The organism is Campylobacter sp. BCW_6461, assembly GCF_001762735.1.
In the GTDB taxonomy this organism is placed as follows: domain Bacteria; phylum Campylobacterota; class Campylobacteria; order Campylobacterales; family Campylobacteraceae; genus Campylobacter_D; species Campylobacter_D jejuni.
Genome location: NZ_MJXJ01000002.1, coordinates 32,990 through 43,931 on the forward strand (window position 1 = coordinate 32,990; position 10,942 = coordinate 43,931).

Annotated in this window: 14 protein-coding genes; 10 read left to right on the top strand and 4 right to left on the bottom strand. The window is 26.9% G+C overall.

Annotation, left to right across the window (positions count from 1 at the left end; all coding sequences use genetic code 11):
* Positions 1-59 precede the first annotated feature (59 nt).
* The 4 genes from AJ882_RS00190 to AJ882_RS00205 all read left to right on the top strand — a co-directional run bounded on the left by AJ882_RS00190 (position 60) and on the right by AJ882_RS00205 (position 2,607).
* Complete coding sequence (locus tag AJ882_RS00190; RefSeq protein ID WP_002779778.1) at positions 60-341, top strand: hypothetical protein; 282 nt, start codon at positions 60-62, stop codon at positions 339-341.
* A 27-nt stretch (positions 342-368) separates the two neighbouring features.
* The gene (locus AJ882_RS00195; RefSeq protein WP_002779779.1) at positions 369-980 is read left to right on the top strand and encodes a hypothetical protein; all 612 of its coding nucleotides are present in this window, start codon (positions 369-371) and stop codon (positions 978-980) included.
* A gap of 20 nt (positions 981-1,000) precedes the next feature.
* Positions 1,001-2,227 (top strand): DUF5710 domain-containing protein, encoded by a 1,227-nt coding sequence (locus AJ882_RS00200; protein WP_070273472.1) that lies wholly within the window; start codon positions 1,001-1,003, stop codon positions 2,225-2,227.
* 116 nt (positions 2,228-2,343) lie between these two features.
* Complete coding sequence (locus AJ882_RS00205; protein WP_057993026.1) at positions 2,344-2,607, top strand: EexN family lipoprotein; 264 nt, start codon at positions 2,344-2,346, stop codon at positions 2,605-2,607.
* 87 nt (positions 2,608-2,694) lie between these two features.
* Here the strand turns inward: AJ882_RS00205 and AJ882_RS00210 are convergent, their stop codons facing one another.
* A complete protein-coding gene (locus tag AJ882_RS00210; RefSeq protein ID WP_070273473.1) occupies positions 2,695-2,970 on the bottom strand; it encodes a hypothetical protein in 276 nt (91 codons plus the stop codon).
* A 493-nt stretch (positions 2,971-3,463) separates the two neighbouring features.
* Between AJ882_RS00210 and AJ882_RS00220 the strand changes: the two genes are divergently transcribed.
* Genes AJ882_RS00220 through AJ882_RS00230 form a run of 3 tightly spaced genes read left to right on the top strand, consistent with a single transcriptional unit; the run spans position 3,464 to position 5,675 of the window.
* Positions 3,464-3,682, top strand: a complete 219-nt coding sequence (locus AJ882_RS00220; RefSeq protein WP_002789241.1) for a type II toxin-antitoxin system HicB family antitoxin — start codon at positions 3,464-3,466, stop codon at positions 3,680-3,682.
* On the top strand, positions 3,675-3,878 hold the full coding sequence (locus AJ882_RS00225; RefSeq protein ID WP_002790340.1) for a type II toxin-antitoxin system HicA family toxin: 204 nt from the start codon (positions 3,675-3,677) through the stop codon (positions 3,876-3,878). Before AJ882_RS00220 ends, AJ882_RS00225 begins: the two co-directional genes overlap by 8 nt.
* 3 nt (positions 3,879-3,881) lie before the next feature.
* Positions 3,882-5,675 carry an AAA family ATPase gene (locus tag AJ882_RS00230; protein WP_070273475.1) on the top strand — a complete coding sequence of 598 codons (1,794 nt, stop codon included), beginning with the start codon at positions 3,882-3,884 and terminating at the stop codon, positions 5,673-5,675.
* Between the two features lie 129 nt (positions 5,676-5,804).
* On the opposite strand, the gene AJ882_RS00235 is transcribed toward AJ882_RS00230, so the two are convergent.
* Genes AJ882_RS00235 through AJ882_RS00245 form a run of 3 tightly spaced genes read right to left on the bottom strand, consistent with a single transcriptional unit; the run spans position 5,805 to position 7,137 of the window.
* Positions 5,805-6,419, bottom strand: a complete 615-nt coding sequence (locus tag AJ882_RS00235) for a recombinase family protein (protein ID WP_002803413.1) — start codon at positions 6,417-6,419, stop codon at positions 5,805-5,807.
* Complete coding sequence (gene vapD / locus AJ882_RS00240; protein ID WP_002801138.1) at positions 6,416-6,823, bottom strand: VapD family protein; 408 nt, start codon at positions 6,821-6,823, stop codon at positions 6,416-6,418. Before vapD ends, AJ882_RS00235 begins: the two co-directional genes overlap by 4 nt.
* Positions 6,814-7,137 (bottom strand): hypothetical protein, encoded by a 324-nt coding sequence (locus AJ882_RS00245; protein ID WP_002779624.1) that lies wholly within the window; start codon positions 7,135-7,137, stop codon positions 6,814-6,816. Before AJ882_RS00245 ends, vapD begins: the two co-directional genes overlap by 10 nt.
* 169 nt (positions 7,138-7,306) lie before the next feature.
* Here AJ882_RS00245 and AJ882_RS00250 point away from each other — a divergent pair, with 169 nt between their 5' ends.
* From AJ882_RS00250 to AJ882_RS00260, 3 genes are read left to right on the top strand one after another with little or no spacing between them, the layout of a single operon-like run.
* The gene (locus tag AJ882_RS00250) at positions 7,307-7,570 is read left to right on the top strand and encodes a TrbC/VirB2 family protein (protein WP_002779625.1); all 264 of its coding nucleotides are present in this window, start codon (positions 7,307-7,309) and stop codon (positions 7,568-7,570) included.
* Positions 7,571-7,582: 12 nt separating this feature from the next.
* On the top strand, positions 7,583-10,351 hold the full coding sequence (locus AJ882_RS00255) for a VirB4 family type IV secretion/conjugal transfer ATPase (RefSeq protein WP_070273476.1): 2,769 nt from the start codon (positions 7,583-7,585) through the stop codon (positions 10,349-10,351).
* 10 nt (positions 10,352-10,361) lie between these two features.
* Positions 10,362-10,928 carry a Rha family transcriptional regulator gene (locus AJ882_RS00260; protein WP_057991364.1) on the top strand — a complete coding sequence of 189 codons (567 nt, stop codon included), beginning with the start codon at positions 10,362-10,364 and terminating at the stop codon, positions 10,926-10,928.
* Positions 10,929-10,942 lie beyond the last annotated feature (14 nt).

A 10,942-nucleotide genomic window follows, 5' to 3' on the forward strand; every position in this document is an offset into this window, starting at 1 on the left:
TAAAACATTAAGACTACTTTGCGATAATACATTTACATAAATATTATAAAGGAGATGTTATGCTTAAAGAAAGCAAATTGATAGAAGAATTAAAGCGTGAGTATGATGAAAAATTAAAAAAATTACGCCAAAAAGAAAAAGAAAATAAAGAGCGTATATATAAAAAACTTTCATCGGCACTATTTAAAGATTTTGAAATAAATGAAGATTTTAAAAATGAATTTAATTTATTGGTAGAAAAGTTTGATTGTAAAAATACTAAAAATATCTTAGATAAAATAAATAACTTATATGATTTTAATCATAGAAACGATAAAATAGATACTGCAAAAAAACAATAAAACAAAACTTATCATAGGAGAATAAAAATGGAAAAAGATTACAAGATAAAAGTTACAGATGTAAGCGAACTTAATGAGCAATATAAAGAAGCTATACAAGAGGGAACTTATGAAGGTGAAGATGTAAATAAATTTTTTAATACAATAAAAACTTTTGATATTGCAGAAAGTTTATTAAAAAAAGATTTTTCAAATCAATATATTAAATTTGATATTATTACTGATAAAGAAAAAATACCATTAAATATAAGACTTGGTGATAAAAATTTTGAAAAAGGTATCGAACATTTAATTAATATTGGTAGTTCTAAAATATCTAAAGAAAATATAAATCCTGAAATAAAAAAAGATCTCAATAATCAACTTGGAACTTATAAACCAAAAGTATATGATGAAATGCTAGATGGAACTTTTAAAGCTTTAAAAAATTTATCTGAAGTAGCTAATAAAGATATAGGAGTAATGATATCAGAATTTGCAAATTCTTATTCAGAAACTAGAGAAAAATTTGAAAAAAAACAAATTAATAAAAAATCATTTTTTAAAGAAAAAATGAATGAATTTTTCAAAAAAAAACTAAATAAAATTTTACCAAATAAAGAAATCAGCAATGAAAAAACATATTCTCGATCAAGATAAAGAAATCAAAAGGATATGCAATGCCACAAAAAAGAATTTATCTTTATGTTCCATTTAAAGACAAAGAAAAAGCAAAATCATTAGGGGCAATGTGGGATGACAAAGAAAAAAAATGGTTTGCTCCAAAAAGCTTAGATAAAAATATTTTTTCACAATGGCTTTATCCACACCAAAAAAAAGAATTTTCATTTGATGAAAATGAAGTTTTAACTGCTTTTAAATCTGCCTTAGAAAATCAAGGTTTAATTATTGAAGGCTTACCTATCATGGATGGTAAAATTCATAGAGTAAAAACAACTAATGATAAAGGTAGAGAATTAAGCGGTGCCTATAGCGGTTTTTTAAACGATTATCCTGCAGGATTTGTGCAAAATTTTAAAACAGGCATTAAAGAAAATTGGAAAATGCACATAGAAAAAAATCAAAGCAATAATATAAAAAATTCTCAAAAATTACATGAGCAAATAAAAAAAGATCAAGAGCTTAGAGAAAAAGAGATTTTAGCTTTGCAAGAAAAAACCGCTTTAAAACTTGAAGATGAGTATAATAATGCAAGATGGGCTAATTCTAATCACGCTTATTTAAAGAAAAAAGGCTTTGATGAAAACTTTTATCTTAAACAAGACAACAAAGGTTCTTTACTTATTCCTTTAAAAGACGAGAATGGAAAATTATGGTCTGTGCAAAGAATATTTCCAAATGGAGATAAGATCATAGGAGTCATTAAAACTCAAGAAGAAAAAGATCAAGGCGTAGAATATCTTGCAAAAAAACAAGGTTGCTTTCATATAATAGGAGCTAAAACACTGCATAATTTAAAAGAATTTTATATTTGTGAGGGTTTTGCTACTGGTGCAACTATATATAAGGCACTTAATAAGCCTGTGATAATGGGTGTTGATGCTGGAAATTTATCGAAAATTGTTGAAACCCTAAAAAATAAATTTGAAAATACTCCTATAACTTTAATAGCAGATAATGATAAAAAAAGAGAATTAAAAGGTCTTTCTAATGTTGGCGTGGAAACTGCAAAAGAAATTCAGCAAAGATTTTCAGATATTAAAATTATCATTCCAAAAATCAGTGATCAAGAAGCAAGACAAGGCGTGAGTGATTTTAATGATATCTTCTTAAACAAAGGGCTTGATGAAGTCAAAAAACAATTAAATTTTATTGATTTTCATAACAAGCTTAAAGCTTTTAAATCTATGGAAAAAACACAACCTGAAAAAGAGATAACTAGATAATAATAGTTACTCTTTGTAATTATAATATATAAATAATATATAAAAATATTTTTTATATATTATTAGTTAATAATAGTATATTATAATTATTATAAATATACAAAAAAGGATTAAAAATGAAAAATACAATCAAACTAGCTTTATTGGGTGCAGTTATTACTGGTGTCTTTTCTGCTTGCTCTTCAGAGCCAAAAACAGTGCAGTATTACGAAGATCCAAAAAATGCTACAGAATTAGAAGCTAAAATCAAAGAATGCGATAAAAATGCTAATTCTGCGAAAACTGACACAGAATGTGCAAATGCTTATAAGGCAAGTTATTCTAAGTCGTTTCAAAAGCCACGAGAAAGTGCTATGGAATTTTTTAAGAACAACAAATAAATTTTAGTTCTGATTCTTTTTCAAAAAACAAAAGTAAAAAATTATTAAATATTAGGGCTCTTATTCTTTAAGATAATGCCTTAATATTTAAATGAACTCTTCTCTTTTATTACTTTTTAAAATTTCTTTGTATTTTCTCAAACCTTTACAAGTATGAAATAAACCTATCATTCCAATGATAAAAATCACAGACATTAAAAAACAATCTTGAAAGAAAACAGCAATATTTTCATAAATGAAAAATTCAAAAACAAGAAATAAAAAACTTAAAAAAGTTACAATTGCCATAATTGTTAAATCAAAATACAGCTTTTCTAGGGTGTTAAGTCTAGCATAATCTAAATATTTAATAATTTTACACATTCTTTCACCTCTGCTTCTTATGCTTATTTTCTATTAAAACATTATATCATAATTTCTATTTCTATTAGCAACACTTTCTGTTTGGAGTTTTTTAAAATAAAAGTTCAAAAATTTTAATTTTTGATTTACCTTATTTAATATTATAAAATTTAATAAATTTAAGAATTTAGGAATTATTACATTTAAGTCAATTGTTTTTTTAAAGTCCCTATTTTCCATATGTTCTTTTCGTAAAAATGTCAAAAATCATTACATTTAAGTCAAAAATCATTACATTTAAGTCAATTTTATTTGGGAATAAGAGAAGAATTTAACAATTTTTGTTGACTTTAATGTAATAGATGCTTACATTTAAGTCAATTTTATTTGATAATGCTCGAAAATTGATATCTATTGACATAGATGTGATACTTTGATATAATTTATTCAGAAGGTTAAAATATTTGTTACATTTAAGTCAATTTTATAATTTTTTAATATAAGGAATCAAATAATGCTATTAAATATTATTATTGAAAAAGATCAGGATGGATATTTTGCACGCATTTTAGAGTTTGAAGGTTGTGTTTCTCAAGGAAATACTTATGAAGAAGCTTTAGTCAATATAAAAGAAGCTGGAGAGCTTTATTTAGAAAGTCTTGCAAATGAAGAGAAAAGGATTATTGAAAATAAAACGACTTCAATTATTCCAATGGTTTTAGCAAATGCCTGAATTGCCAAGAATGACTGCAAAAGAAGCGGAAAAGCTTTTATTGCAAAATGATTTTTCGATTGATAGACAAAAAGGCAGCCATAGAATCTATAAAAAAGGACTTTATAGAATGGTTATTCCTCACCATAGTGGAGAAATATTGCACCCTAAAATCATAAAACAACTATTTGAGATCATAGAAGTAGCGAAGGATTAAAAAATGCCAAAAAGAAATACTATTAATACTATTACACTCGGACTTTTTAGTGATGAAGATGTTTCTATAATCTGCGAAGATACAATTAAACTAGAAAGGGGCTCTGTAGCTGTATTAAGTGGTAATAGTGAAGTAGGCAAGTCTTTTTTAGCTTTAAAAGTTTGTGCTAATGCTATTAATGATGGCTTAAAACCCTTTTTTTGGAGTGTAGAAGATAAAAATAAAGCAATTTTAGAACGCATAAAAAATATTGAAAGTTTTTATTCTTTTAATACTGCGGAACTTGAATTTTCGAATGAACTTCCGAAAATCAATAAAGAACCTATAAATTGTTTAAAAGAAGAACTTAATGAGTTAGCAGATTGTGATTTAATTGTTCTTGATACCTTTAGTGCATTTTTCTCAACATTAGGCTTTAAAGATCAAAACAATCAAAACGATGTGCAAAATTTCTTTAATATTCTAACAGATGTAGCAAAATCAAATAATCAAGCTATTTTATTACTTCATCACTTAGACAAAAAAGGCGAAAGTCTTATGGGTAGCTCTGTTATTATCAATGCTCCTAGACTTGTTTATAAACTTTCGTTCGAAAAAGGAGAAGATAAAAATTCTACCACCTATCGCTTGCTTGAAGTGCTAAAGGATAATAATAATATCAATGCTGGAGAATTTCAAAAAACGATTAAAGTATTACAAAATTCTAGTATTGATGAGCCTTCAATTGTAAATCTTAGAGCTAATAGCATTGATTCTAATACTTTGGAGATTATCAATAAAAAAGATATTTCTGCTGTAAGTGTTAATGAATTAGCAAAAGGCTATGTAACAATGAATGAAAATAGAGGTGTTTTTTATTTAAGCTCACGAAAGCTTACAGACACTAATTTTTATAAAGTATTTAAAGAAAATGATAATAAAATAGATTTTAAAATGACAGGTGCGAATGGCTCATCATATGCCATAAGTTTAAAGAACTCTTTGCTTACGCAAACTCATAGGAATATTTTAGATGCTTTATTTTTATATATCAAAAAAAATGTGGATACAAGTGTTATTAAAAAATATCAAGAAAATTTTTGGGATATGGAAGTAAGATTAGAGCCCTATAAATTCTTAAAACAATATCTTAATAAAAATTCTAATAATTATTCTTGGTTAAAACAAAAATTTACAGAAATCTCTCGTTTTGCATATGATTTGGCTTTCACTCAAAATGTAGAAGATAAAGATAAAAAAACAATCACTCAAAGAGATAAAGGCATTTTAATGTTTGACTCTGTAGAGCGTATCACAAAAGAAAATGGAACAATTGTATCTGTATTCGTGCTAACAGTTCGTAGGGAATATATTAAAAAACTCGAAACAGAATCCACTCTTTCTTATGATGATGATTTATCAAAAATTCTTATTAATTTAAATTCTTTAGTCGCACAAGATTTGATTAGATTTTTAACAAGTTTCCCTGATAAAAAAATTCTTAGTTATAGTGAGTTTTGCGAGATTAAGGCATATAAATTTTATAAAGAAAATTCTATCATTTCAAGACAAAAAAAAGAAATCATTAAATTAAAAGACAAACTTATAGAGTTTGGTATCAATATCTATGGCAAAGGCGTAGAATTTGCTGATTATGATGATGAATTTTTTCATAATAAGTATAAAAATGAAAATGATTTATTTTTCATCTATCAAAGCAATAATAAGGTAAAAAGATATATTAAGCGTGATGATCCAATGAATCAACTAAACACCAAAGACAATAGATTTCTTTTACAAAAGTCTTTATTTGATTGATGGTTGATGGTATATAATTTTAAAATATTAAACTTAATTTTATATAATTAAAATATGCTTTTTTACATTTGATTAAATGTTCGTTAAATTTTATTACAAAATTTTTTATATTTTTCTTAAATAAAAAATTTATTTTTGTTTTAATTTTCGTTTTTTAATAAACCATAATAGCCCATCGTAAGTTTTTCCACTATCTTTATAAAATAATTTCCAAATGCTTCTGATAGATAAATCTTTATCAAGCAAAGTTTGTATTTTATCTATATCCTTATCATAAATACTATTTAATGACCCTTTCGGGCGTCCTAGTTTTTTACCACTAGCCTTAGCATTTTCAAGTCCTGCTTTTGTTCTTTGGCTGATCAGATCCCTTTCATTTTCCGCCAAGTAAGCATAAATTGACAGAATGAGTTTTGAAGAAGGATTGTTAAAATTGCTGAGTTCTCTTTGTCTTAAAAATAGAAAATTAATATTATTTGCATTAAATTCAAGAACCAAATTAATTATTTCTAGCATACTTCTACCAAGTCTTGAAAGTTCTGTCGCTATTAATAAATCGCCTGATTGTAATCTTTGTTTTAAATCCTTGATTTTTCGTTTTTCTTGAGATTTTGTAGAGCTTATTTTTACTTCTAAAATTTCATCTAAAATGATATTGTTTTTATGACAATATTCCATAATTTCTAACTTTTGAGAATCTAATTCTTGTTTATTTGTTGATACTCTAATATATGCTATATTCATCGTTCTAAATCTTTTAACTTTTGATTTTTTGGTGTTTTTTGAGTAAATTCTTTAAATTTGCCATGAAAATCCTTATTGTAACCAGCTTGTTTATTAATTTCTTTGATACATAGATTTTGTATAGTATCTTTTAAGCTGTATTGCTCTCCTATTTCAGTAATATCAAATTCTTTAACACATTCGCCAAACCAAGTAAATTTTTTAGCAAGTTTAGTAACTATTCTAGCAACTCGTCTTTCATCTATTGGTTCTTTTGAAGTATAACCTGAATATTGTCTATGCTCAAAACCATTTTCGAGCATAAATTTTTTAATCAAAGAATAGGGTTCTCTTGTGTCTTTAAAATATTTTTCAAGACTTTTTGTAGATAAATCAAAATTAATTGCTTTGCGATTTATTCCCAAATTCCTTCTCCTTCGGCTTTACTTGCAGAAATCAAATCGCTATTTCCTTCTTTTTCACTAATCCAAATCCATTCTTTTGCATTTTTTGTAAACCATTCAGAATCAATCAAATATTTATATATAAATAAAGCCATACAGCCCAAATCATACTTATCTCCCTTGCAATGATAAGTTTCTTTGTTGATTTTTATCATTCCTGATTCTTTGGCATATTCATCTATCATTTTATACATATCTTCTAAATTATATTTGCCTTCTTTTAAAATTTTTTCTTCATCTAAAACTATTCTTGTGCCTAAAAGTGGATATGCCATTTTTTATCCTTTCATTAAAAATCTAATAAATTCTAGTAAAAAATAACTGATACTTAAATAAAAGCTTTTGAATAATATTAATCTAATTACAAAACAAAAATTAAATTATTTTTTTAACTAATAATAAAACTAAAATTTAACGAACAATTTTTTTAATAAAGGATATAAAATGAAAATAAAATTATTGTCGTTAATTTTATTAAGCCCTATATTCGTATTTGCGGCTGGTGGTATTGACAAAGTTAATACCTTTATGGAAAATTTAAGCACTGCTTTGTATGCACTTGGAGCTGTGCTACTCACAATTGCATTTATGTGGGGTGGATCTAAAATTATGTTTCAGGGGCAAACCCTTAGAGAAGTTGCACCTATTTTCATTGGCGGTGTTATTTTTGGATCAGCTTCGGCAATAGCTGGTTATATCATTACATAAATAGGACTAGCTATGGAGAAAAATCCACTTTTTAAAGGCTTAACGCGTCCCCCTATGATTTTTGGCGTTCCGATGACACCTTTTGTTATAGCAATGGGAAGTATTATTTTAGTTGCGTTTTATAGTCAAAACATTTTTTTAGTTGGCTTTTCTATTCCTGTGTTTTTTATTATGAAAGCAATGACAAAAAGAGATGATTTTATTTTTCGATTAATGTTTTTAAAAATGAGATTTTTCTCTAATCCTGCGTCTAAGAATTATTATAAAGCTAAAACTTATAGCACAAATTCTTATAGACAAATGCCACCAAATTCTAATTTTCCAAAAATATCTGTTTTCGGACTTAATGCAGAACCTAATTTTGAAAAATTAATTCCTTTTTCATCACTAATAAACGATTCTGTAGTCATTACAAAAGATTATCTTTTAATGACAACTTGGGAGATTGGAGGAATTAGTTTTGAAGCAGAAGATGATGATGAGCTAGATATTAAAAATGATCTTTTGAATATGCTATTTAAATCATTTGCAAATGAACCTGTAAGCTTTTATTTTCATAATTGTAGATATTCTATCGAAGACAAATTAACTTCGAAATTTAATAATGCTTTTTTAGAAGAAATTGACAGAAAATATTATGAGAGTTTTAAGCAAGGAACTCTTAGAAAAAATTCTTTATATTTAACTCTTATTTTCAATCCTTTAAAAGTGAAAATAGAAAAAACAACTTTTATGAAAAGCTCTTTTGAAAATAAAAGAAAAACAATTAGCGTATTTCTAGCTAAATTTAGTGAATTTGCTGATAGACTAGAAGCAAATATTAAAGATTTTAACCCAAAAAGATTAAAAACATATTCCAAAGATGATAAAACCTACTCTAAACAACTAGAATTTTATAATTATTTACTTGGTGGTAAATTTAATCCTATAAGAGTATTACCAAGTCCTATAGATCAGTACCTTAATGGTAATTTACAAAACATACAATTTGGACACGATACTATTCAATTTAACCAAAATGATAGCACAAAAAGATTTGCTAGATGCATTGAAATTAAAGACTATACAAATGAAACTTTTGCAGGAATTTTAGATATCCTAATGTATTTAGATGTGGAATACACTATAACTCAAAGCTTTTCTCCTATTCCTAGAGTGGATGCAAAATCAGCAATATCTAAACAGAAAAAACAACTCATTGCAACCGAAGATGATGGTTTTTCACAAGTAGCACAAATCGACGAAGCACTAGATCAACTTACAAATGGAGAAATCTCTTTTGGCAAATATCATTTTTCAATTCTTGTGTATGGAAATACTATAAAAGAATGTAAAGACAACACAAATGAAGTTGTTACAAAGATGAACGAATTAGGATTTGGAGTAACTTTAGCAACAATCGCCCTACCTGCGACATTTTTTTCGCAACTACCATCAAATTTTGCAATACGCCCACGCATTAATCTTATCTCATCCATTAATTATTCATCTTTAATTGCTCTACATAATTTTTCTATAGGCAAAAGAGATAAAAACTGCTGGGGTGACGCTGTTAGCATTTTAAAAACACCAAACAAACAACCTTATTATTTTAATTTTCACCAAAGTTCTGGTGCAAATAAAAATGATTTCGGAGAACTCTTTTTAGCTAATACCTTAATTTTAGGACAAAGTGGTGGCGGTAAAACAGTGTTTATGAACTTCATTGTAGATCAAATGATGAAATACGCTAGCAAAGATACATTTCCTGATGATATTCCTGAAGAAAACAGAAAATTTACAGCCATTTATTTAGATAAGGATAAAGGTGCGTTAGGCAACATACTTTGTGGTGGCGGTAGATATATTAGCATTGAAAACGGTAAGCCAACAGGATTTAATCCTTTCATGGTTGAAAGCACACAGGAAAACATAAGACAACTTCAATCGCTAATGAAACTTTTAGTAACTAGAAATAATGAAATTCTTACAACTAGAGAAGAAGAAATGCTCAATAATGCTGTTAATTCTCTTATGAAAGGTTTTGAAAAAGAAGAAAGAAAATATCCTATCTCTTTACTTTTAGAAAACTTAACTGAAAATGTAGATGATGATAATTCTCTTAAATCAAGATTAGCACTTTTTAAAAAAGGCAAACAATTTGGCTGGGTATTTGATAACGAATACGACAATTTAGATTTTCCTGACGATATCAATTTATTTGGAATCGATGGAACAGAATTTCTTGATGATAAAGATGTATCAGGGATACTAAGTTATTACATTCTTTGGCGTGTAATGAGCTTAGCAGATGGCAGAAGACTTTGTATTGATATTGATGAAGCTTGGAAGTGGCTAGAAAATGAAATCGTGCAAGAAGAAGTTAAAAACAAGTTTAAAACCATTAGAAAGCAGAATGGATTTTTAAGACTTGCTACACAAAGTGTAGAAGACTTTTTAAAGCTTAAAAATGCTGCAACTCTTATAGAACAATCAGCAACAATGGTATTTTTACCAAATCCAAAAGCCAAAGAAGAAGAATATGTAAATGGAATAGGCTTAAGCTATGATGAATATATGATCATTAAAGGTTTTAATCCTGCGAAAAGACAATTTTTAATCAAAAGACAAGATGAAAAAGTAATTTGCACTCTTGATCTTAGTTCTTTGGGGAGTGAAAACCTAAAAATACTATCAACTGGAACAGCACACATAGATACTATAGAAAAAATTTTTTCACAAGAAAATAAAAGTCTTGATGAAAAAGTATTAGAACTAAAAGAATTTTATAAAAATTCATAGGAGATGAAAAATGAGTAATAAAGTGCTTATTAATAAACAAGAAGTGCAATTTGGCACCAAAGGTAATCAAATCTTTTGCACAAGTTTAGATGTGGCTAAGGTTTTTGGGAAAAGACATGATAATGTTTTAAGGGATATTGAGAACATTTTAAATGATTTGCGAGAAATAGGGACTTCTCAAGATCTCCTCAATTTTGGGGAGACCTACAGAAATACTGAAATTAGGGGTTTTGGCAAAGTTAAAGGAAAAACAAGAAAAGATCGTTGTTATAATCTAACTCGCGATGGATTCTCTCTTTTAGCAATGGGTTTTACAGGCAAAAAAGCTTTACAATTTAAAATCGCTTTCATTAATGCTTTTAATGAAATGGAAAAACTTTTACAAAAAGAAATTAAAAGCCCTAATAAATACTTAACAGATTTAATGGAACTTATTTATCCAAATTTACCACAAAACGATTACAAGGTTAGTGTGACTATCACAGATAACCCTTATTCCAAAGAAGCTAAAAATGTATTTTCTTTAAATTATCTTGTAGATAATCGCACACCAAAAGATCCAAAGAAGTTGCAATGAGTGATAAAGAATTA

What these genes read in the sequence shown, in the direction of transcription:
- AJ882_RS00235 (WP_002803413.1), bottom strand. Translation starts at nt 6,419, where the DNA reads ATGAATATAGCATATATTAGAGTATCAACAAATAAACAAGAATTAGAT.
- AJ882_RS00225 (WP_002790340.1), top strand. Translation starts at nt 3,675, where the DNA reads ATGCCTGAATTGCCAAGAATGACTGCAAAAGAAGCGGAAAAGCTTTTA.
- AJ882_RS00205 (WP_057993026.1), top strand. Translation starts at nt 2,344, where the DNA reads ATGAAAAATACAATCAAACTAGCTTTATTGGGTGCAGTTATTACTGGT.
- AJ882_RS00230 (WP_070273475.1), top strand. Translation starts at nt 3,882, where the DNA reads ATGCCAAAAAGAAATACTATTAATACTATTACACTCGGACTTTTTAGT.
- AJ882_RS00195 (WP_002779779.1), top strand. Translation starts at nt 369, where the DNA reads ATGGAAAAAGATTACAAGATAAAAGTTACAGATGTAAGCGAACTTAAT.
- AJ882_RS00220 (WP_002789241.1), top strand. Translation starts at nt 3,464, where the DNA reads ATGCTATTAAATATTATTATTGAAAAAGATCAGGATGGATATTTTGCA.
- AJ882_RS00245 (WP_002779624.1), bottom strand. Translation starts at nt 7,137, where the DNA reads ATGGCATATCCACTTTTAGGCACAAGAATAGTTTTAGATGAAGAAAAA.
- AJ882_RS00255 (WP_070273476.1), top strand. Translation starts at nt 7,583, where the DNA reads ATGGAGAAAAATCCACTTTTTAAAGGCTTAACGCGTCCCCCTATGATT.
- AJ882_RS00210 (WP_070273473.1), bottom strand. Translation starts at nt 2,970, where the DNA reads ATGTGTAAAATTATTAAATATTTAGATTATGCTAGACTTAACACCCTA.
- AJ882_RS00190 (WP_002779778.1), top strand. Translation starts at nt 60, where the DNA reads ATGCTTAAAGAAAGCAAATTGATAGAAGAATTAAAGCGTGAGTATGAT.
- AJ882_RS00250 (WP_002779625.1), top strand. Translation starts at nt 7,307, where the DNA reads ATGAAAATAAAATTATTGTCGTTAATTTTATTAAGCCCTATATTCGTA.
- AJ882_RS00260 (WP_057991364.1), top strand. Translation starts at nt 10,362, where the DNA reads ATGAGTAATAAAGTGCTTATTAATAAACAAGAAGTGCAATTTGGCACC.
- AJ882_RS00200 (WP_070273472.1), top strand. Translation starts at nt 1,001, where the DNA reads ATGCCACAAAAAAGAATTTATCTTTATGTTCCATTTAAAGACAAAGAA.